General features: G+C 50.0%; 20 protein-coding genes. All 20 read left to right on the top strand.

The window, feature by feature from the left end:
* Nucleotides 1-5: 5 nt before the first annotated feature.
* Entirely contained in the window at nt 6-1,061 is a 1,056-nt protein-coding gene (gene rlmN, locus HGO97_RS02445; protein WP_216239096.1) for a 23S rRNA (adenine(2503)-C(2))-methyltransferase RlmN, read from the top strand.
* Between the two features lie 66 nt (nt 1,062-1,127).
* Entirely contained in the window at nt 1,128-1,871 is a 744-nt protein-coding gene (locus HGO97_RS02450; protein WP_216239098.1) for a Stp1/IreP family PP2C-type Ser/Thr phosphatase, read from the top strand.
* Entirely contained in the window at nt 1,865-4,015 is a 2,151-nt protein-coding gene (gene pknB / locus HGO97_RS02455; RefSeq protein ID WP_216239100.1) for a Stk1 family PASTA domain-containing Ser/Thr kinase, read from the top strand. The genes HGO97_RS02450 and pknB overlap by 7 nt, the downstream gene beginning before the upstream one ends.
* Before the next feature lie 3 nt (nt 4,016-4,018).
* The gene (rsgA, locus tag HGO97_RS02460) at nt 4,019-4,897 is read left to right on the top strand and encodes a ribosome small subunit-dependent GTPase A (RefSeq protein ID WP_216239102.1); all 879 of its coding nucleotides are present in this window, start codon (nt 4,019-4,021) and stop codon (nt 4,895-4,897) included.
* Between the two features lie 3 nt (nt 4,898-4,900).
* Complete coding sequence (rpe, locus tag HGO97_RS02465; RefSeq protein WP_216239104.1) at nt 4,901-5,563, top strand: ribulose-phosphate 3-epimerase; 663 nt, start codon at nt 4,901-4,903, stop codon at nt 5,561-5,563.
* Nucleotides 5,556-6,209 carry a thiamine diphosphokinase gene (locus HGO97_RS02470; protein WP_216239106.1) on the top strand — a complete coding sequence of 218 codons (654 nt, stop codon included), beginning with the start codon at nt 5,556-5,558 and terminating at the stop codon, nt 6,207-6,209. The genes rpe and HGO97_RS02470 overlap by 8 nt, the downstream gene beginning before the upstream one ends.
* 726 nt (nt 6,210-6,935) lie before the next feature.
* Nucleotides 6,936-7,919: a DUF6017 domain-containing protein gene (locus HGO97_RS02475; protein WP_069986841.1), complete on the top strand. Its 984-nt coding sequence runs from the start codon at nt 6,936-6,938 to the stop codon at nt 7,917-7,919.
* Nucleotides 7,920-7,942: 23 nt separating this feature from the next.
* On the top strand, nt 7,943-8,161 hold the full coding sequence (locus HGO97_RS02480; RefSeq protein ID WP_005422968.1) for a DUF5348 domain-containing protein: 219 nt from the start codon (nt 7,943-7,945) through the stop codon (nt 8,159-8,161).
* 94 nt (nt 8,162-8,255) lie between these two features.
* Nucleotides 8,256-8,732: a PcfB family protein gene (locus tag HGO97_RS02485; RefSeq protein ID WP_216239108.1), complete on the top strand. Its 477-nt coding sequence runs from the start codon at nt 8,256-8,258 to the stop codon at nt 8,730-8,732.
* Nucleotides 8,729-10,510, top strand: a complete 1,782-nt coding sequence (locus HGO97_RS02490; protein WP_216239115.1) for a VirD4-like conjugal transfer protein, CD1115 family — start codon at nt 8,729-8,731, stop codon at nt 10,508-10,510. Before HGO97_RS02485 ends, HGO97_RS02490 begins: the two co-directional genes overlap by 4 nt.
* Complete coding sequence (locus HGO97_RS02495; RefSeq protein ID WP_069986844.1) at nt 10,507-10,719, top strand: condensin complex subunit 2; 213 nt, start codon at nt 10,507-10,509, stop codon at nt 10,717-10,719. The genes HGO97_RS02490 and HGO97_RS02495 overlap by 4 nt, the downstream gene beginning before the upstream one ends.
* A 209-nt stretch (nt 10,720-10,928) precedes the next feature.
* Nucleotides 10,929-11,144, top strand: coding sequence for a Maff2 family mobile element protein (locus HGO97_RS02500; RefSeq protein ID WP_005928550.1), 216 nt, complete (start codon nt 10,929-10,931; stop codon nt 11,142-11,144).
* A gap of 16 nt (nt 11,145-11,160) precedes the next feature.
* Nucleotides 11,161-12,030, top strand: coding sequence for a VirB6/TrbL-like conjugal transfer protein, CD1112 family (locus HGO97_RS02505; RefSeq protein ID WP_069986846.1), 870 nt, complete (start codon nt 11,161-11,163; stop codon nt 12,028-12,030).
* A gap of 21 nt (nt 12,031-12,051) precedes the next feature.
* A complete protein-coding gene (locus tag HGO97_RS02510) occupies nt 12,052-12,462 on the top strand; it encodes a PrgI family protein (RefSeq protein ID WP_069986847.1) in 411 nt (136 codons plus the stop codon).
* Entirely contained in the window at nt 12,410-14,839 is a 2,430-nt protein-coding gene (locus HGO97_RS02515; RefSeq protein WP_173900120.1) for a VirB4-like conjugal transfer ATPase, CD1110 family, read from the top strand. The genes HGO97_RS02510 and HGO97_RS02515 overlap by 53 nt, the downstream gene beginning before the upstream one ends.
* Entirely contained in the window at nt 14,836-15,717 is an 882-nt protein-coding gene (locus tag HGO97_RS02520; protein ID WP_069986849.1) for a DNA-methyltransferase, read from the top strand. The genes HGO97_RS02515 and HGO97_RS02520 overlap by 4 nt, the downstream gene beginning before the upstream one ends.
* Nucleotides 15,718-15,755: 38 nt before the next feature.
* On the top strand, nt 15,756-17,837 hold the full coding sequence (locus HGO97_RS02525) for a CHAP domain-containing protein (protein ID WP_069987135.1): 2,082 nt from the start codon (nt 15,756-15,758) through the stop codon (nt 17,835-17,837).
* 42 nt (nt 17,838-17,879) lie between these two features.
* Nucleotides 17,880-18,137: a DUF4315 family protein gene (locus HGO97_RS02530; RefSeq protein ID WP_216239117.1), complete on the top strand. Its 258-nt coding sequence runs from the start codon at nt 17,880-17,882 to the stop codon at nt 18,135-18,137.
* Nucleotides 18,127-18,828: a DUF4366 domain-containing protein gene (locus tag HGO97_RS02535; protein WP_069986851.1), complete on the top strand. Its 702-nt coding sequence runs from the start codon at nt 18,127-18,129 to the stop codon at nt 18,826-18,828. Before HGO97_RS02530 ends, HGO97_RS02535 begins: the two co-directional genes overlap by 11 nt.
* Nucleotides 18,825-20,924, top strand: coding sequence for a DNA topoisomerase 3 (locus tag HGO97_RS02540; protein ID WP_216239119.1), 2,100 nt, complete (start codon nt 18,825-18,827; stop codon nt 20,922-20,924). Before HGO97_RS02535 ends, HGO97_RS02540 begins: the two co-directional genes overlap by 4 nt.
* The last annotated feature ends 199 nt before the right edge of the window (nt 20,925-21,123 follow it).

A 21,123-nucleotide genomic window follows, 5' to 3' on the forward strand; every position in this document is an offset into this window, starting at 1 on the left:
GCATAATGAAGAAGGATATTCGCGCATATACATATGAACAATTACAGAATGAACTGGAGGGCCTCGGGGAGAAGAAGTTCCGTGCTAAGCAAGTCTACGAATGGCTCCATGTGAAGCTGGCAGACAGCTTTGATGAGATGACGAACTTGTCAAAGGGGCTTCGGGAGAAGCTTTATGAGGAATACGTGATCCTTCCGGTCAAGATGTTGGAAAGACAAGAATCGGCGTTGGACGGGACAAATAAATTTTTATTCCGGCTTTATGACGGGAATGTGGTGGAGAGTGTACTGATGCGCTATAAGCATGGAAATTCGGTCTGTATTTCCTCACAGGTCGGCTGCAGGATGGGGTGTCGTTTCTGTGCATCGACCATCGGCGGTCTGGTCAGAAATCTTTCCCCTTCGGAGATGCTGGGGCAGATCTACCAGATTCAGAAGATCATAGGGGAGCGTGTTTCTAATGTCGTGATTATGGGAACAGGCGAACCGTTGGACAATTATGAGCATTTCCTAAGATTCATCGAGCTTTTGACCGATGAGCACGGACTGCATATCAGTCAGAGGAATGTGACTGTTTCCACCTGTGGAATCGTCCCCAGGATGAAGGAACTGGCAAAAGAAAAGCTGCAGATCACGCTAGCACTCTCCCTTCACGGGGCCACACAGGAGAAACGCAGGGAATTGATGCCAGTTGCCAATAAGTATGAGCTGCCGGAAGTGTTAGAGGCGTGTGACGAGTATTTTAAAGAGACAGGCAGAAGAATCACATTTGAGTACAGTCTTGTCCATGGCGTAAATGACCGTGATGAGGATGCGAAAGAACTGATTGCCATACTGAAACCACGGAACTGTCATTTGAATCTGATTCCGGTAAATCCGATCAAAGAGCGTTCTTTTGAACAGCCAAGCAGGAAAAATGCGCTGAATTTCAAAAATAAACTTGAAAAAAGCGGAATAAATGTTACTATAAGAAGGGAAATGGGTGCAGATATCGATGGAGCCTGTGGACAGCTCAGACGACGTTATGTGCAGACAAACGAAACCGCTGCTGATACTTTATGATAGCGTTCCGATCATTGGAACGAGGATGGATGCGGCAGGGTAAGGTGTGAATAAAGGAGATATGCTATGAAGACATTTTCCATTACTGACGTAGGAATGGTTAGACAAGTGAATCAAGATTATGTCTATACGACAGATAATCCATTAGGACCTCTCCCAAACCTGTTTGTGGTGGCTGACGGTATGGGCGGACATCAAGCCGGCGATTATGCTTCAAAATATACAGTTGAGGTCCTGCAGAGAGAATTAAAGCAGAGCCATGAAGACGATGTAGAGAAAGCGCTGGTAAAAGCAATCAAGACGGCCAACCGGGAGATCATAAAGAAGGCCTCCCAGGATCCACATCTGAAAGGGATGGGGACGACGGTCGTGGCTGCGACGATCGTGAATCAGATGATGTATTTTGCGAATGTAGGGGACAGCAGACTTTATCTGATCAACCAGGGCATTATCCAACTGACAAAAGACCATTCCCTTGTGGAGGAGATGGTGCGCCTCGGCGGAATCAAGCCGGAGGAGGCGAAGCACCACCCGGATAAGAATATTATTACAAGGGCGATTGGAGCGAAGGACAGCGTTGACGTAGATTTTTATGAGCACCGTCTGAAACGGGGAGACATCATTTTGATGTGTACAGACGGACTCAGCAATATGGTGGAGGATGAGGAACTCTTCCATATCGTGCAGGGAGGCAGGGACATTGTGGAAGCCGCAGAGTCTCTGGTAGAAACAGCAAAAGAAAACGGCGGTACAGATAATATAGGGATTATCCTGATGGAGCCGTTTGCGGATGAGGTGAGTATATGTTAAAAGAAGGAGTATTTTTAGGGAAACGTTATGAGATATTAGGACGCGTCGGTTCAGGGGGAATGGCGGATGTCTACAAGGGCAAGGACCATAAGCTGAACCGATACGTTGCAATAAAGGTGTTAAAGAGTGATTACCGCACAGATGAAGTCTTTATACAGAAGTTCTTAAGTGAGGCACAGGCCGCAGCCGGCCTGATGCATCCGAATGTGGTCAATGTATACGATGTGGGCCAGGACCGCGGACTTTACTATATGGTCATGGAACTGGTGGAGGGAATCACTTTAAAGGATTATATTGAGAAAAAGGGAAAACTCTCCGCAAAGGAAACAATCAGCATTTCTATTCAGATGGTGACTGGTATTCAGGCTGCCCATAACCAGCATATCATTCACCGGGATATCAAACCTCAGAACATCATCATTTCCAAGGAAGGAAAAGTAAAAGTGACCGATTTTGGGATTGCGCGGGCAACGACGTCCACCAAGACCATTAGTTCGAGTGTCATGGGTTCTGTACACTATACCTCGCCGGAGCAGGCAAGGGGAAGTGTCGTGGACGAAAAGAGTGATATCTATTCCGCGGGTATTACGATGTATGAGATGGTGACAGGGCATGTGCCATTTGACGGGGACTCCACGGTTTCGGTTGCAATTAAGCACCTGCAGGAGGAGATTGTCTCACCGGCAGTGGAAGTACCGGATATTCCGTACAGTCTGGAACAGATCATCATGAAGTGTACCCAGAAGAATCCAGACCGCAGATATCAGAACTGTCAGGAGCTGATTCTGGACTTAAAGAGATCTTTGGTCAGCCCGGAGGGAAACTTCGTGAATCTCTCTCCATTTGCTTCGAATATGGACGAGACGGTCATCATGCCTACAGAGGAGATGGAACGTTTCCAGGACCGCGGTTATGATGATGAAGATGATTATGACGATGGTTATGATTATGATGACGACGATGATTATGAAGATGACGATTACGACGCAGAGGATGACTATGCGGACGATGATTATGACTACGATGACGACGACGGGGACTATGACGGAGACTACGATGACGAGTATACTTCGGATCGCAGGAAGAATGGAGAGGTAGACCCGAATACGAAAAAAATTATGAAGATCCTGATGATCGTAGCGGCTGTCATTATTGCATTTGTTGTGATTTTTATGGTCGGTAAGGCCGCGGGCATGTTTAAAAAGGGCCCTGCGACAACACAGACGCAGACGGAGTCTGAGGTGAAGGTGCCAGATGTTGTGGGACTGTCCAAGGATGAAGCACAGGAGATCTTAAGCCAGAAGAAGCTTGGCATTAAGGTAAGCCAGGCACCGTCAGACACATATGCCAAAGGGCTGGTCATCAGCCAGGATCCGGGAGCAGATACAAAGGTCAAAAAAAATACGGAGATCAAGGTGGTCATCAGCAGCGGAAAGGCGGTTAAAGAAACGACTGTGCCGGATGTTGTGGGAATGTCAGAGGATAAGGCACAGCAGACTCTGGAGGATGAATCACTGGTGGTGGATTATAAATCAGAGTATAGCGACACCGTGGAAGAAGGCAAGGTCATCTCCACAAATCCGGGCGCTGGAGCATCTGTAAAGGAAGGCTCGAAGGTGACGATGGTCGTCAGCCAGGGAGCAGAGAAGGTTTCGGTTCCGTCTATTGTTGGAATCAGCCGGGGAGATGCGGATGCAGCCCTCGCAGGAGCAGGTTTGAAGAGTGGAAATGTAACAGAAGAGTACAGCGATGAATATGAGGCCGGAATCGTCATGTCTCAAAAGACATCAGAGGGCAAGAAGGTCAAAAAGGGAACTGCTGTTGATTATGTGGTCAGCAAAGGACCAGAGATCGAGATGGTCACAGTGCCGTCCTTGACAGGACATACTGAGGCAGAAGCCAATCAGAGGCTTACAGATGCAGGGTTACAGGCAGGCAGGGTAACTTACGAGAACAGCGGCAGCGTGATGAAGGGATATGTCATCTATCAATCTGCATCCGCAGGTAGTGAGATGGAGAAGGACTCCTATGTAGACTTTGTTGTGAGCTTAGGACCGGCAGAGGTAACACCGCCGACTCCTGATGTACCGGATGACGGCAACGGTTCGTCAGATGATCCGGGGAATAATACAGAAGGTCAATAGTGTATGCAGGGAAAGATTATAAAAGGAATTGCCGGATTCTACTACGTTCATGTAGTAGAATCCGGTGTTTATGAATGTAAGGCCAAAGGGGTGTTCCGAAAGGAAAAGATCAAGCCTCTAGTGGGTGATAATGTAGAGATTGAAGTTCTGGATGAGGCGGAGAAGACCGGGAATATCGTAGAGATCCTCACGAGGAAGAATGAGCTGATTCGTCCGGCAGTGGCGAATATCGACCAGGCTCTGGTCGTATTTGCGGTGACCGAGCCGCAGCCTCATTTTAATCTTTTGGACCGTTTTTTGGTCATGATGGAAAGCAAGGAGATTCCGGTCGTATTATGTTTTAATAAAAAAGACATAGCAACACAGCCGGAGCTCGCAAAGCTGGAGGAGATTTACCGTGCCTGCGGGTATCGGGTCATTTTCACCAGTGCCTTGAAGCAGGAAAATGTGGAATGTATTGGAAGCGTGCTTGCCGGAAAGACGACAGCGATAGCAGGACCGTCAGGAGTGGGCAAGTCCTCCCTGATTAATCTGCTCCAGTCCGAGGTTCAGATGGAGACAGGCAGTATCAGCAAGAAGATCGCCAGAGGAAAGCATACGACCAGGCATTCGGAATTGATTACGATTGACGAGAATTCTTATATCATGGACACACCGGGATTTAGTTCTCTGTATGTCAATGATTTTGAAAAGGGAGAATTAAAATACTACTTTAGGGAGTTCGCTCTATATGAAGGAAAATGCAGGTTCAATGGATGTGACCATGTCCATGAGCCGGGCTGTGCAGTTAAGGAAGCACTGGAAGAAGGTAAGATTCACCCGGTCCGGTATGAGGATTACCTGGAAATGTACCGGGAATTACAGGAAAAGAAGAGGTATTAGCTTATGAAAAGAATGTTAGCACCATCCATATTATCAGCAGATTTTAAAGTGTTAGGCGAGCAGATCAGGACTACATCTGAAAATGGTGCCGAGTATCTCCATTTTGATGTGATGGACGGGATGTTTGTGCCAAGCATCTCCTTTGGGATGCCTGTACTCAAATCCATCCAGGGAGTCAGCTCTCAGGTGATGGATGTCCATCTGATGGTGATGGACCCGATTCGCTATGTGGAAGCGTTTCACGAGGCCGGGGCAGACTTTCTGACGGTCCACCTGGAGGCTTGCGAAGACATCCAGGCTGCGCTCGATAAAATTCATGCCTACGGGATGAAGGCAGGTGTGTCCATCAAACCAGCCACACCGGTGGAGTCTTTGCTTCCGATTTTGGATCAGGTGGAGATGTTCTTGATCATGAGTGTAGAGCCGGGCTTTGGCGGTCAGGCATTTATCCCGGAATCACTGGATAAGATCAAGACACTGCGTGCGATGCTCGACGAGAAGGGACTTAATGCCAACATTGAAGTGGACGGTGGTATCTACCACAGCAATGTAAAGGATGTGCTGGATGCAGGCGCTAATGTGATCGTGGCTGGTTCCGCAGTGTTCAAGGGCAGTATCGGTGAAAATGTGAATGGATTTATGGAGATATTGAGAGCGTATGAGTAGGCGAACGGTCATAGTCAGCGGCGGGCTTTTGGAAGAGGAGTTTGCCCTGGATATTTTAAAGGATGAAGAGACAGAATTTATAATCGGTGTGGACAGCGGACTTATTTTCCTATATGAGCATGGGATTCTTCCAGACTATATCGTTGGTGACTTTGATAGTGCACCGGAAGAAGTGATCACATATTACAAAGAAGAGACAAAGGTACCGATTAGGGAATTTAATCCGGTCAAGGATGCGTCAGATACGGAGATCGCACTTCGGTTATGTCTGGATCTGCGCAGACAGAATATTTTGATCCTGGGAGGTACCGGGACGCGGATGGACCATGCCTGGGCAAATGTGCAGAGCTTAAAGATCGCACTGGATGCTGGGGCAGATGCAAGGATCGTGGACAAGCATAACCAGATTCGGCTTTTGGACCGTGATTTTGTATTGAAAAAGGAAGAGGCCTTCGGACCGTATTTTTCTGTATTTCCGCTGGATGGAACTGTAGAAAATTTTAGCTTAAAAGGGGCTAAGTATCCGCTTGATTACCATGCCCTGACTCCGTTCGACAGCCTCTGTGTCAGTAATGAAATTGAAGGGGATGAGGTGGAAATTACCTTCCCTTATGGAATCGTGGTGCTGATGGAGACGCGGGATTAAAGTGAAACTTAACGATGATTATGAAGAATGAAGAAAAGAGCAGGAGTGATATTCTGCTCTTTTCTTTATGTCATGTTGTCTTTGGATGATAGAAAAAACAAAAATTCTACAAATTATTGATTTTGCAGTACCATTCCATTATAATGAAGAAAGTCTTTTGGAACTGCTAAGCAGTAAATAGCGGAGAGTCTGAAGAATAATATTTATAAAAATGTTGAAATATAAGGAGAATCAGAGATTATGAAATTAGGAATTGTAATAAATTAGCCTTTTTTCATAAATCCATGTACCTCCATAAAAGTCCGTAAAACCGCATGGTTGCAAGGTTTCTTAAAAAAGCAAAAGCATAAAGCTCCATGTAAAATCACATAATTTAATGCCATTTGGGCGTAGAAATGGGCGTAGATTGATAGTTCAAAATCGGAGTCCAATGCAATTTTTACTGATAAATAGTACGCTTATAAGTTTCTACGGATAAGACCATACGGCATAACAGAACAAACCGAAAATTTTATATTGCACCGCACAAGCGGCGTTTCCCACTTCCACACGGAAGAACAGGAACGCCGCTTTTTTCATGCCCTTTGTTACGCAGTAGGGGCAGAAAAAGCCTTGCTACAAGCGGCTTTGCGGAAGCAATTTTGACAGGGCAAGGGGTTTATACCTTTTCCCTCAAAATCGCCGTTCTACTGCGTAACAAATCCAAAGCAAAGGAGTGATGAAGCTATGGCAGTATTCCGCGTGGAGCGCAACACAGGCTACACCGTAATGAGCAACCACCACTTACGCAATAAGGAGCTTTCCTTAAAGGCAAAGGGGCTGTTATCTCAAATGTTGTCTTTGCCGGAGGATTGGGACTACACCCTTGCGGGGCTGTCCTATATCAACCGGGAAAGTATCGACGCTATCCGTACCGCCGTTTGGGAGCTTGAAAAAGCCGGATATATCACAAGGCGGCAGGGACGCGACGAGAAAGGCAAAATGACCGCTATCGAGTACACCATTTACGAACAGCCGCAGCCGCCGGAATTGGATTGCCCGGTATTGGAAAAACCAACAGCGGATAACCCGATATTGGAAAATCCGACAACGGATAATCCGACGTCGGAAAATCCAACGCAATTAAATAAAGATATATCAAGAACTAACTTACCAAAAAAAGAAAAATCAAATACGGATTTATCAATTACCCATTCCATTCCTATCCATTCCCTAAATCCCTTGCCTTATGACGGGGACGAAGCGGCAGAGCCGCCGGAACGGAAAAGAACGGAAAGGAACGACGCTTACCGAGTGTATGAGGAAATTATCAAAGACAATATCGCCTATGACATTCTCTTGCAGGACAGAAGCCTTGACCGCGACCGTCTGAATGAGATTGTTGACCTTATGCTTGAAACCGTCTGTACGGCACGAAAGAAAATCCGTATTGCCGGGGACGATTACCCCGCCGAGCTTGTGAAGTCAAAGTTTATGAAGCTGAACAGCGAACATATCCGCTTTGTGCTTGACTGTATGCAGGAGAATACAACAAAGATCCGCAACATCAAGCAGTACCTAAAGGCGGTGCTTTTCAATGCCCCGTCTACCATTGACAGCTACTATACTTCCCTTGTCGCTCACGATATGGCAAGCGGCGCACTTGCACCGAGGAAGCCGAAGTACGGCGACCCGGACTACTACACCTACAACGAGGGCGAAAGCCTGTAAACGAAAAAAGGAGGATTTACCACATGGCACAGAAAACAGGAGCTTTGATTTTTGACGAAACCGCTGACCGCTACGATATTCGCTTTGATATTGCCGACTATTACGGCGGCTTGCATTGCGGCGAGTGCATGGACGTATTCACAGGCGGCAAATGGAAGCCGACCCGGATTGAGTACGGGGACAACTGGTATCTTGTAGGTATCCGCGCCGAGGACTTGAACGGGCTGCGGGTACGGATTTAACGGGGCGGCGTGAAGAACGGACGCCCCTTTTTCACGCCCAAAAGCGGCGTGCCACCCTAACACTATCACTACCGGGAAAGGAGGACGGTAAACATTGCAGGACGAAATCAACGAAAAAGTGGTTGCGCTCTCTGTCAAGGGAGTAAAGCTGACCGCTGAAATGCTGCAAAAGGCAATCAAAGCCATGCTTGCACAGGCAAAAAAGCAGCAGGAAAAACAGCCCCACGGGAAGCAGACCCTAAAGCAGCTTGCGAAACAGAACGCGGGGCTATCCAACATTGAGATAACCGAGGGCAATATCAAAGCTTTTGAGCAGACGGCAAAAAAATACGGTATCGACTTTGCCCTAAAGAAAGACAGCACCGAAACGCCGCCCCGTTATCTCGTCTTTTTCAAGGGGCGGGACGCGGACGCTCTGACCGCAGCCTTTAAGGAGTTTTCCGCAAAGAAGCTGAACAAGGAGCAAAAGCCCTCTATCCGAAAGGCACTTGCCACATTCCGGGAAGCAGCAAAGCAGCTTAACGCGAACCGTCAAAAGACAAAACACAAGGACAGGGAGGTATCGCTATGAAGCCGAATATCAAGAAGCTGCTTATCCTAAACGCCCCCTATCTGCTCTTTGTGTATCTCTTTGATAAAGTCGGACAGGCGGTGCGGCTCTCGCCGGGGGCTGACCTCTCCGGCAAGCTGCTTTCCATTGGCAGTGGCTTTTCTGCCGCCTTTTCAAATGCCCTGCCGAGTTTTGCCCCTATGGATTTGCTTATCGGCATTGGCGGGGCTGTCGTTATCCGGCTTGCGGTCTATGTGAAAGGCAAGAACGCAAAGAAATACCGTAAGGGCATGGAGTACGGCTCTGCACGTTGGGGCAATGCCGAGGATATAAAGCCATATATCGACCCCATGTTTGAAAATAACGTGCTGCTGACGCAGACCGAAAGGCTGATGATGAGTAGCCGCCCGAAGCACCCGAAATATGCACGAAACAAAAACGTACTTGTAATCGGCGGCTCCGGCAGCGGCAAGACGAGGTTTTTTGTAAAGCCCAACTTAATGCAAATGCACAGCAGCTATGTTGTAACCGACCCAAAAGGAACGGTTTTAATCGAGTGCGGGAAGCTCTTGCAGCGGGGCGGGTACAAAATCAAGGTGCTAAACACCATCAATTTCAAGAAATCCATGCGGTACAATCCCTTTGCCTATCTGCGCAGCGAAAAGGATATTTTGAAACTGGTAAATACCATTATCGCCAACACCAAAGGCGACGGGGAAAAATCCGGCGAGGATTTTTGGGTGAAATCGGAACGGCTTTTTTACTGCGCCCTTATCGGCTACATCTGGTACGAAGCCCCGGAGAACGAGAAAAACTTTACGACGCTGCTTGAAATGATAAATGCGTCGGAAGCCCGCGAGGACGACCCGGAATTTCAATCCCCCGTTGACCTCATGTTTGAACGCTTGGAGGAAAAAGACCCGGAACATTTTGCGGTGCGCCAGTACAAGAAGTTTTTGCTGTCTGCCGGAAAAACAAGAAGCTCTATCCTCATTTCCTGCGGTGCGCGTCTTGCCCCCTTTGACATTCGGGAACTGCGCGAGCTGATGGAAACCGACGAAATGGAGCTTGACACCTTAGGCGACCGAAAGACCGCGCTTTTTGTTATTATCTCCGACACCGACGACACCTTTAACTTTGTTGTATCAATCCTTTACACACAGCTTTTCAATCTGCTTTGTGACAAGGCAGATGATGTGTACGGCGGGCGGCTACCTGTTCATGTGCGCTGTCTGCTTGACGAGTTTGCAAATATCGGGCAGATACCGAAGTTTGAAAAACTCATTGCCACGATAAGGAGCCGCGAAATCTCCGCGTCCATCATCTTGCAGAGCCAGTCGCAGCTAAAGGCTATCTACAAGGACAACGCCGATACCATTGTCGGCAACTGCGATACGACCCTGTTCTTGGGCGGCAAGGAGAAAACGACCCTTAAAGAAATGTCGGAAATCTTGGGGAAAGAAACGATTGACAGTTTTAACACTTCCGAAACGCGAGGACGGGAACTTTCCCACGGGCTGAACTATCAGAAGTTAGGCAAGCAGCTTATGAGCGAAGATGAAATTGCGGTCATGGACGGCGGGAAATGTATCTTGCAGCTACGCGGGGTGCGTCCGTTCTTCTCCGAAAAATACGATATTACCAAACACCCGAAGTACAAGTACCTTTCCGACTTTGACAAGAAAAATGCCTTTGACATGGAAAAGCACTTGCGCCGCCGTCCTGCAATCGTAAAGCCGGACGAGGTATTTGACTATTACGAAGTTGACGAAGCAGATTTGCAGGAGGATACAGAATGAATAAGCGTATCAGAAAGAAAAAGGCAAAACAGCAGCTAATCCGGGCTATCAGCGGGCTTGTGGAAGCAGCCGAGGAAATGCAGCGGGAACAGGAACGCAGGACAATACAGGCAGGTATTTCCTATATCAAGTATATCGAAGCTGTCCGGGAACGGCAGTACGGCATTATGCCTGTCTACACACCACTTTTTGAAAAGGAGGGAGCTTAAAGTAAAAACAATAAACACGGGCTACATGGTACGCGCCCCTACTCCTTGCGCGTATCGCGGCAGGAAGCCGCACCCTTACAACTGAATACCGCCGCGCCGCAGAAATTACGCAGCGCGGGGACTTATGACCGCGGCAGTTATCGAAAACTGACCGCCGTTTTTTATGCCCTTTTTCGGGCAGCCGCAAAGCGGCAGAAAGGAGTTTTATTATGGCATTTTTCAACAGCGCAGTAGGCGTTTTGCAGACACTTGTTATCGCTCTCGGAGCAGGTCTTGGCATTTGGGGCGTTATCAACCTCTTGGAGGGCTACGGAAACGACAATCCGGGCGCGAAAAGCCAGGGCATGAAACAGCTCATGGCGGGCGGCGGCGTTGCCCTTATCGGCGGCACCCTTGTACCTCTGCTTTCCGGCCTGTTCGGTTAAGCGGCGGGGTTAGCTTATGCAGAGCATACTTGACGCGATTAACGAATGGATAAAGGAAATCCTCATTGGAGCCATTAACGGTAATCTGTCAACTATGTTCGGGGACGTAAACGAAAAAGTCGGAACTATCGCCGCAGAGGTAGGACAAACCCCGCAGGGGTGGAACGCAGGCATATTTTCCATGATACAGAGCTTGTCGGAAAATGTGATTGTACCCATTGCGGGGCTTGTCATTACCTACGTTCTATGCGTGGAGCTTATCAGCATGGTAACGGAAAAGAACAATATGCACGATATTGACACGTTCATGTTCTTTAAGTGGTTTTTCAAGGCGTGGGTAGCGGTGTATCTCGTTACCCACACCTTTACTATCACTATGGCGGTGTTCGATATGGCGCAACACGTTGTTTCCGGCGCGGCGGGCGTGATCGGCGGCGATACGAATATCGACGTTGACGCCGCCCTCTCGTCCATGCAAGCCGGACTTGACGCTATGGAAATCCCCGAACTGTTACTGCTCGTTATGGAAACAAGCCTTGTGAGCCTTTGCATGAAAATCATGTCGGTGCTTATCACGGTTATCCTGTACGGCAGAATGATAGAGATTTACCTTTACTGTTCGGTATCGCCTATCCCGTTTGCAACTATGACTAACAGAGAGTGGGGACAGATAGGAAACAACTACTTAAAAGCCCTGTTCGCCCTCGGTTTTCAAGGCTTCCTCATTATGATATGCGTCGGCATTTATGCGGTTTTGGTTGGCAGCATGATTGTAGCGGACAACCTGCACAGCGCGATTTTCTCCCTTGCAGCCTACACCGTGATTTTGTGCTTCTCCCTATTCAAAACAGGCGCACTTGCGAAGTCAATCTTTAACGCACATTAAAGACCGAAAGGAGGTTTTCACTTGGCGTATGTACCCGTACCCAAAGACTTATCAAAAATCAAAACGAAAGTCGCTTTTAATCTGACAAAGCGGCAGATTATATGTTTTGCGGCAGCCCTCGCTATGGGACTACCGCTTTTCTTTTTACTCAAAGACAGCGCGGGAACAAGCATGGCGGCATTTGCAATGATTATCGTTATGCTTCCCTGCTTCCTCTTGGCAATGTATGAAAAACACGGGCAGCCCCTTGAAGTCGTGATAAAGAACGTCATTCAGACAAAGTTTATCCGACCAAAGGAACGCCCCTATCAGACGGAAAATTTTTATGTCGTCATAGAAAAACAACGAAAACTGGAAAAGGAGGTATCGGCTATTGTCAATGGCAGAACGAAAAATCATGACCCGCGCGGTAAAAAATCCCGTGAAGCGTAAGCTGACCCGCGCAGAAAAGAAAGAAATCGCCGCCGTGATACAGGCAGCAAAGGGCGACGGGAAGCCCCACACCGCGCAGCAGACCATTCCCTACTTGCAGATGTACCCGGACGGGATTTGCAGGGTAACGGAAAAGAAATACTCGAAAAGCCTTGTCTTTGAAGATATTAACTATCAGCTTGCACAGGCAGATGATAAGACCGCTATTTTTGAAAACTGGTGCGATTTTCTCAACTACTTTGACGCTTCCGTTTCGGTGCAGCTCTCTTTCATCAATCAGGGCGCAAGAAAGGAAAAGGCACAGGCAGCTATCGAAATTCCGGCGCAAGACGACGCTTTTAACTCTATCCGCAAAGAGTACGCGGATATGCTGAAAAATCAGCTTGAAAAAGGCAACAACGGACTGGAAAAGTGCAAGTACATTACCTTTTCCATTGAAGCGGACAATCTCGCAGCCGCAAAAGCCCGCCTTTCCCGTATCGAAACCGACGTACTCAATAATTTTAAGGTGCTTGGCGCGGCTGCCCGCCCCATGAACGGGCAGGAACGCTTGAACGTGCTGCATGGGATTTTCCACCCGGAGGGCGAGCCGTTCCGTTTCTCTTGGGACTGGCTCGTACCGTCCGGGCTTACCACAAAGGACTTTATCGCCCCGTCCTCGTTCCGCTTTGGCGACGGCAGGACGTTTCGCATGGGGCGTAAGCTCGGCGCGGTTAGCTTCCTTGAAATCCTTGCGCCGGAGCTGAACGACCGTATGCTTTCGGACATTCTCGACCTTGAAAACGGAATTATCGTCAATCTGCATATCCGCAGTATCGACCAGAGCGAAGCAATCAAGACTATCAAGCGCAAAATTACCGACCTCGACAAGATGAAGATTGAGGAACAGAAAAAAGCGGTACGCAGCGGGTACGACATGGATATAATCCCGTCCGACCTTGCCACCTTTGGCAGCGAAGCAAAGAACCTGTTGCAGGATTTACAGAGCAGAAATGAAAGAATGTTTCTGCTGACGTTCCTTGTGGTAAACATGGCAGACACGAAGCGGAAACTGGATAATGACATCTTTGCTACGGCGGGCTTTGCACAGAAAAACAACTGCGCTCTGACCCGCCTTGACTATTTGCAGGAAGCGGGCTTTATGTCCTCTATCCCACTTGGGGAGAACCTTATCCCCATTCAAAGAGGGCTTACCACATCAAGCACCGCTATTTTTATCCCGTTTATCACGCAGGAGCTTTTTCAGCGGGGCGCAGCCCTGTATTACGGCTTAAATGCGCTGTCAAACAACATGATACTCTGCGACCGCAAGCAACTGAAAAACCCAAACGGGCTTATTCTTGGAACACCGGGAAGCGGTAAATCCTTTGCGGCAAAACGGGAAATGACAAACGCCTTTCTCATTACCGACGACGATATTATTATCTGCGACCCGGAAGCAGAATATTTTTCCCTTGTGCAGCGTTTGGGCGGGCAAGTGATACGCCTGTCGCCTGCCGGAAAAGGCATGGACGGTAAGCCCCAGTATGTGAACCCTATGGATATTAACCTCAACTACTCCGAGGACGACAACCCACTTGCCTTGAAATCCGACTTTATCCTTTCCCTTTGTGAGCTTGTTATCGGCGGCAAAGAGGGCTTGCAGCCCGTGGAAAAGACCGTCATTGACCGCGCCGTTAGGAATGTGTACCGACCTTTCCTTGCAGACCCCGACCCGGAAAAAATGCCGATTTTGGGCGACCTTTACAACGAGCTTTTGAAGCAGCCGGAGCCGGAAGCTGCCCGCATTGCGGCGGCATTGGAGCTTTATGTTTCCGGCTCTCTGAACGTCTTTAACCACCGTACCAACGTGGAGCTTTCTAACCGCCTTGTCTGCTTTGATATTAAACAGCTTGGAAAGCAGCTCAAAAAGTTAGGTATGCTCATTGTGCAAGACCAGGTATGGAACCGCGTTACCGTAAACCGCGCCGAGAAAAAGGCGACCCGTTACTATATGGACGAGTTTCATTTGCTTTTGAAAGAGGAACAGACCGCAGCCTATTCCGTGGAGATTTGGAAGCGTTTTCGTAAATGGGGCGGCATACCGACGGCAATCACACAGAACGTCAAAGACCTTTTATCAAGCCGCGAAGTCGAGAATATCTTTGAAAACTCCGATTTTGTCCTCATGCTCAATCAGGCACAGGGCGACCGGGCTATCCTTGCAAAGCAGCTCAATATCTCCCCGCAGCAGATGAAGTATGTGACCCATACCGAAGCGGGCGAGGGGCTTATCTTTTACGGAAACGTGGTGCTGCCATTCATTGACCGCTTCCCGACGGACACCGAGCTTTACCGTCTGCTTACGACAAAGCCGGAGGAAGTGAGCAAGCCATGAAAACGGACGTAATCATCAACCGTGAAGCCCTCTATGCCCTGCGGGAGCTGCCGAGCGAAAGCGTGAACTGCTGCGTCACAAGCCCGCCCTACTATGGACTTAGGGATTACGGGCTTGATATGCAGATTGGACGGGAGGACACGCCGGAGCAGTACATTGACAGGCTTGTAGAAGTATTCCGGGAACTGCGCCGGGTACTGAAAGACGACGGGACGTTTTGGCTGAATATCGCAGATACCTACTGCGGCACAGGCATGAAAGCGGGCTGCAAGCAAAAGGACTTAATCGGTATTCCGTGGCTTTTAGCTTTTGCCCTGCGCTCTGACGGGTGGTATTTACGCAGCGATATTATCTGGCTGAAAGAAAATCCTATGCCGGAGAGCTGCCGCGACCGACCGAGCCGCTGCTATGAGCATATCTTTTTACTGACGAAATCAAAGAAATATTACTATGACGCTGCCGCCATTGCAGAGCCGATCGCGCCGGGAACGGCTGCGCGGTACCGACAAGGGCGCGGCGCAGGACACAAATACGCCGAGGAAGTACCGGGACAGGGCAAGGTACAGGGTATCAATAAAACCCGCAGCGGCGGCTATTATGACGACGCCCTTATGCCGACCACAAGAAACAAGAGGGACGTTTGGCTTATCAATACCGTACCGTATAAGGGCGGGCATTTTGCCGCCTATCCCCCGAAGCTCGCGGAAACGTGCATACTGGCGGGCTGTCCGGCAGGCGGCGTTGTCCTTGACCCGTTTTTTGGAAGCGGCACCACCGGGCTTGCAGCGAAAAGCCTTGACCGACGCTATATCGGCATTGAACTGAACGCCGAGTATTGCGCCCTTGCAGGGGCGCGGATTGGAGGTGGGAACACTTGAAAGACCCCTTAAAGCCCCGCGATAAAATCACGCAGAAAATGACCCGCGACGGGGCTATCGCAGAAAATCAGACCACGGGAGACACGGAACGTATCAGCAAGCGGACGCAGGACGCGGATTTTCAGAAATCCCCGGAGCAACAGACAGCACAGGACGCGGCGGCACAGCTTAACCCGGTATCTGATACAATCCCGCTTCCCCATGCGCCGGGAGCTGCCCCCAAAGCGGACACAGGCAAAACGGAGCGCGTCATGGAATATCTTGACGCTGCCCACACCCGCAAGGCAAGTAAAAAGGCAGTACGTAGGGCGCAGGAGGAAGCCACCGCACAAACGAAATCTTCCCGCTTGCAGTTTACTGAGGAAGAACTTAACACCCCGGAACTTGAAAAATACATCAGGAAATCCAACAAAGCCGCTGACCGCTTGGATAAGGCAAAGGCAGCTATCCCCAAAGAAAAGAAACTTGTAAAAGAGCGCACCTTTGACGAAGCTGCCGGGAAAGGCAAGACCCGCCTGCACTTTGAGGAAAAGGACAAGCCGCCCGGATTTAAGGAGAAACACAGCCCCTTATCCCGCCCCGCACAGGAAGCCGGGATTTTGGTACATAACAAAATCCATTCTGTCGAAAAGGATAATTCCGGCGTGGAGGGCGCACACAAGAGCGAGGAAGCCGCAGAACGGGGATTGAAGTACGGGGCGCGGAAAATCAAACAGGGCTACCGCAGCCATAAGCTGAAACCCTACCGGGAAGCGGCAAAGGCAGAAAAAGCGGCTTTCAAGGCAAACGTGGATTTTCAGTATCACAAGACCCTGCATGAGAACCCGCAGCTTACCTCTAACCCCATTTCCCGGTTTTGGCAGAAGCAGAAAATCAAGCGGCAGTATGCAAAGGAAGCCCGCAATACCGCAAAGGGTATCAAGGGCGCGGCAGAACGCACCCGCAAGGCGGCAGCCAAAGCCGCCGAGAAAACAAAACAGACCGCAGCATTTGTGGCAAGGCACCCGGCGGGTGTGGCAATCGCTGTCGGAGTGCTGCTGCTCTTTATCATGGTTATGTCCGGGCTGTCCTCCTGCGGAGCTATGTTTTCCGGCGCGTTAAACGGGGTGCTTGGAACGTCCTATACCTCCGAGGACAGCGACCTTGTGGAAGTAGAAAACAGCTACGCCGGATTGGAAAACGAGCTGCAAAGCAGGATTGACAATATCGAGCGCGACAATCCGGGCTATGACGAGTACCGCTATGACCTTGCGAATATCGGGCATAACCCCCACGAATTAGCGTCCTATCTGACCGCAAAATACCAAAGCTACACCCGCGCCGACGTACAGGCAGAATTGCAGCGGATTTTTGAGCAGCAATACAAGCTGACCTTGACCGAAGAAATCGAGGTACGCTATCGGACGGAAACGCGGACAGGCACAACCACCGTTACCGACCCGGAAACGGGAGAAACGACCACTGAAACCTACGAATATGAGGTGGAAGTACCTTACAACTATTACATTCTCAATATCAAGCTGACGAACACACCGCTATCTGCGATTGCGGAAAACAACCTGACCCCGGAACAACTGGAAATGTACCGGGTGTACTTACAGACAAGCGGGAACAAGCCCCTTATCTTTGGTGGCGGCTCTCCCGACACTTCCGCGTCCGAGGATTTAAGTGGCGTGGATTTTGTGAACGGAACGCGCCCCGGCAATACCGCTATCGTTGACCTTGCAAAACGGCAAGTCGGAAATGTGGGCGGCTATCCGTATTGGAGCTGGTACGGCTTTAACAGCCGCGTGGAATGGTGCGCCTGTTTTGTGTCCTGGTGCTACGGGCAAATGGGACTTTCCGAGCCGCGTTTTGCCGCCTGCCAGTCGCAGGGTATTCCGTGGTTTACCTCTCACGGACAATGGGGAGCGCGGGGCTATGAAAACATTGCCCCCGGTGACGCTATCTTTTTTGACTGGGACTTAGACGGCAGCGCAGACCATGTTGGGCTTGTTATCGGCAGGGACGAGGGCCGCGTTTATACCGTGGAGGGCAATTCCGGCGACGCCTGCAAGATTAAGAGCTATCCCCTTGACTATGCCTGTATCAAAGGGTACGGGCTGATGAACTGGAACTGACATACAACAACACATTTGAAAATCGAAAGGAGAAAAATCATTATGACTATGAGTAAAATCGAAAGAATTGAAAAGGAAATCCAAAAGACCCGTGAGAAAATCACGGAGTATCAGAACAGGCTGCGCGGACTGGAAGCACAGAAAACCGAAGCGGAAAATCTGCAAATCGTTCAGCTCGTGCGCTCCATGCGTCTGACCCCGCAGGAGCTTACCGCCATGCTTGCGGGCGGCGGTATTCCGGGCATTGCCCCTATCCCCGCAGACTATGAGGAACAGGAGGAAACCGAGAATGAAGAATAAAATCCTTGCAAGCATTACCGCACTTTGCGCCGCCCTTGTCCTTGTGGGCGGCTTTTCCGTTACCGCCTATGCACAGACCCCGACGGAAGAAACCAACGACAGCGGCGTAATCGTGGAAACCGAACCGCAGCCCCTTACCCCGGAGGGCAACATGACCCTTGTGGACGACATTGACGGGGACGCTGCCGAGGATAAGCAGTTTATCGTCGTGAAAAGCAAAGGCGGCAACTATTTTTACATTATCGTTGACCGGGCAGCCGAGGGGGAAAATTCCGTCCACTTCTTAAATCAAGTAGACGAAAGCGACCTTATGGCGATTATCGGGGAGGAACAGACCGAGCAGCCCCCGGCTGTCTGCAACTGTACCGAGAAATGCAAGGCGGGCGAAGTCAACACCGCCTGTCCTGTCTGCTCTGTCAACATGGATAGCTGCACAGGCAAGGAAGCCGCGCCGGAGGAACCTACCGAGCAGGAGCAGCCCCAAAACGGCATGGGCGGGCTTTTGATTTTCCTTGTTGTGGGACTTCTTGGCGGCGGTGCAGCCCTCTACTACTTTAAGTTTATGAAACCGAAGCAGAACGTAAAAGGCAGCACCGACCTTGACGAGTTCGATTTTGACGAATACGACGAGGACGAGCCGGAGGAAGAAACTGACATCGCAGACACCGAACAGGAGGACGAGGAAGAATGAAACTTGTGATTTGTGAGAAACCCAGCGTCGGGGCGGCGGTTGCCGCCGCCCTTGGCGTAAGGGAAAAGAAAGACGGATATATCGAGGGGAACGGTTATGTTATCTCTTGGTGTATCGGGCATTTAGTAGGACTTGCGGAAGCTGCCGCCTATGGGGAACAGTACAAAAAGTGGAGCTATGACAGCTTACCCATTCTGCCGCAGGAATGGCAGTACACCGTAGCTGCCGACAAGGGAAAGCAATTCAAAATCTTAAAAGACCTCATGCACCGCGCCGACGTTTCCGAGGTTGTCAACGCCTGCGACGCAGGGCGCGAGGGCGAGCTGATTTTCCGCTTTGTCTATCATCAAGCGGGCTGCAAGAAGCCCTTTACCCGTCTTTGGATTTCCTCAATGGAAAACGAAGCAATCCGAAGCGGCTTTGACAATCTGAAGGACGGGCGGGAATACGACGCCCTCTACCATTCCGCACTATGCAGGGCAAAGGCTGACTGGCTTATCGGTATCAATGCGACCCGCCTTTTCTCCTGCCTGTATGGAAAGACCTTGAACGTGGGACGTGTGCAGACCCCGACCTTAAAAATGCTTGTAGACCGGGACGCTGCCATTATGAACTTCAAGAAAGAAAAATATTACCATGTGTGCCTTATGCTTTCCGGCGCGGAAGCGGCAAGCGCGAAGATCCGCGCCGCTGATGAAGCAAGCGAACTGAAAGCGGCCTGCGAAGCGTCGGCGGCTGTCTGCACTTCCTTGACCCGTGAAAAGAAAACCGTTGCCCCGCCGAAGCTCTTTGACCTTACCTCTCTGCAACGGGAAGCAAACCGTATCTACGGGTACACGGCAAAGCAGACCCTTGACCTTGCACAGACCTTGTATGAAAAGAAGCTGCTTACTTATCCGAGAACGGACAGCAACTATCTGACCGACGACATGGGCGACACGGCAAAAAGCATGGTAACGCTTCTCTGCGGCAAGCTGCCCTTTATGGCGGGCGTTTCCTTTACGCCGGAGCTTGTAAAGGTACTGAACAGCAAAAAAGTATCCGACCACCACGCCATTATCCCCACAATAGAGCTTGCAAAAGCTGACCTTTCCGCGCTGCCGGAAAGTGAAAGAAATATCCTTACCCTTACCGGGGCGCGGCTGCTTATGGCGACCGCAGCGCCGCACGTTTACGAAGCGGTAACGTCGGTTTTCTCCTGCGCCGACCATGACTTTACGGCAAGGGGAAAAATGGTAATCGCTGCCGGGTGGAAAGACATTGACCGTCGCTTTCGGGCGACCATCAAAAAGAAGCCCGACAGCGACGACGAGGAAAACGAACTTGCGTTAGATGTGCCGGATTATACCGAGGGGCAGACCTTTGAAAATCCTGCCGCAGCGGTTACGGAGCATGACACCACGCCCCCGAAGCCTCACAATGAAGCAAGCCTGTTGTCGGCTATGGAACGCGCCGGGAATGAGGACACCGACCCGGACGCAGAACGCCGGGGGCTTGGTACGCCTGCCACCCGCGCCGCCGTCATTGAGAAGTTAGTCAAAGGCGGCTTTATCGAGCGCAAGGGCAAGCAGCTATTTCCCACCAAAGACGGCACAAACCTTGTCTGCGTCCTGCCGGACAGCTTAACTTCTCCGCAGCTTACGGCGGCATGGGAAAACAATCTAACGCAGATTGCAAAGGGTAACGCTGACCCTACCGCTTTCATGCAGGGCATTGAAGCTATGGCGCGGGAGCTTGTAAAAACCTATGCTTCCGTGTTAGGCGAGAAACAGGCGCTTTTCAAGACAGAGAAAACAGAGCTTGGGAAATGCCCCCGCTGTAAATCCCCGGTCTATGAGGGAAAGAAAAACTACTACTGTTCCAACAAAGAGTGTAGCTTTGCCATGTGGAAAAACGACCGCTTCTTTGAGGAACGCAAAACCGCCTTTACCCCGAAGATTGCCGCCGCGCTTCTGAAATCCGGCAAGGCAAAAATCAAAAAACTGTACTCCCCGAAAACGGGCAAAACCTACGACGGAACGGTACTTTTAGCCGACACGGGCGGTAAGTATGTGAATTACAAAGTAACCATTTCAAAGGACAAACAACTGGAATAGCAAGCATAGGAAGCGGGTACCCACTTCCGTAAAATCCCTGCCACTCTAACCGAGCTTGGCGGGGATTTTGCTTGTTGGGAAGTTTCCCAAACCCTCTAAAAATCCTCAAAAATCTTTGGCAGAAATGCGGGCGCACCGTAGTAGGACTATGTAACCACAAACGCAGCGTCCGCGCTGCCATACGCGAAAGGAGGTTTTA

The sequence above is a fragment of the Faecalicatena faecalis genome (assembly GCF_012524165.2).
In the GTDB taxonomy this organism is placed as follows: domain Bacteria; phylum Bacillota; class Clostridia; order Lachnospirales; family Lachnospiraceae; genus Faecalicatena_A; species Faecalicatena_A faecalis.

What these genes read in the sequence shown, in the direction of transcription:
- rlmN (WP_216239096.1), top strand. Translation starts at nt 6, where the DNA reads ATGAAGAAGGATATTCGCGCATATACATATGAACAATTACAGAATGAA.
- HGO97_RS02475 (WP_069986841.1), top strand. Translation starts at nt 6,936, where the DNA reads ATGGCAGTATTCCGCGTGGAGCGCAACACAGGCTACACCGTAATGAGC.
- HGO97_RS02515 (WP_173900120.1), top strand. Translation starts at nt 12,410, where the DNA reads ATGGCAGAACGAAAAATCATGACCCGCGCGGTAAAAAATCCCGTGAAG.
- rpe (WP_216239104.1), top strand. Translation starts at nt 4,901, where the DNA reads ATGAAAAGAATGTTAGCACCATCCATATTATCAGCAGATTTTAAAGTG.
- HGO97_RS02495 (WP_069986844.1), top strand. Translation starts at nt 10,507, where the DNA reads ATGAATAAGCGTATCAGAAAGAAAAAGGCAAAACAGCAGCTAATCCGG.
- HGO97_RS02480 (WP_005422968.1), top strand. Translation starts at nt 7,943, where the DNA reads ATGGCACAGAAAACAGGAGCTTTGATTTTTGACGAAACCGCTGACCGC.
- HGO97_RS02540 (WP_216239119.1), top strand. Translation starts at nt 18,825, where the DNA reads ATGAAACTTGTGATTTGTGAGAAACCCAGCGTCGGGGCGGCGGTTGCC.
- HGO97_RS02520 (WP_069986849.1), top strand. Translation starts at nt 14,836, where the DNA reads ATGAAAACGGACGTAATCATCAACCGTGAAGCCCTCTATGCCCTGCGG.
- HGO97_RS02505 (WP_069986846.1), top strand. Translation starts at nt 11,161, where the DNA reads ATGCAGAGCATACTTGACGCGATTAACGAATGGATAAAGGAAATCCTC.
- HGO97_RS02500 (WP_005928550.1), top strand. Translation starts at nt 10,929, where the DNA reads ATGGCATTTTTCAACAGCGCAGTAGGCGTTTTGCAGACACTTGTTATC.
- HGO97_RS02470 (WP_216239106.1), top strand. Translation starts at nt 5,556, where the DNA reads ATGAGTAGGCGAACGGTCATAGTCAGCGGCGGGCTTTTGGAAGAGGAG.
- HGO97_RS02525 (WP_069987135.1), top strand. Translation starts at nt 15,756, where the DNA reads ATGACCCGCGACGGGGCTATCGCAGAAAATCAGACCACGGGAGACACG.
- pknB (WP_216239100.1), top strand. Translation starts at nt 1,865, where the DNA reads ATGTTAAAAGAAGGAGTATTTTTAGGGAAACGTTATGAGATATTAGGA.
- HGO97_RS02530 (WP_216239117.1), top strand. Translation starts at nt 17,880, where the DNA reads ATGACTATGAGTAAAATCGAAAGAATTGAAAAGGAAATCCAAAAGACC.
- HGO97_RS02450 (WP_216239098.1), top strand. Translation starts at nt 1,128, where the DNA reads ATGAAGACATTTTCCATTACTGACGTAGGAATGGTTAGACAAGTGAAT.
- rsgA (WP_216239102.1), top strand. Translation starts at nt 4,019, where the DNA reads ATGCAGGGAAAGATTATAAAAGGAATTGCCGGATTCTACTACGTTCAT.
- HGO97_RS02490 (WP_216239115.1), top strand. Translation starts at nt 8,729, where the DNA reads ATGAAGCCGAATATCAAGAAGCTGCTTATCCTAAACGCCCCCTATCTG.
- HGO97_RS02535 (WP_069986851.1), top strand. Translation starts at nt 18,127, where the DNA reads ATGAAGAATAAAATCCTTGCAAGCATTACCGCACTTTGCGCCGCCCTT.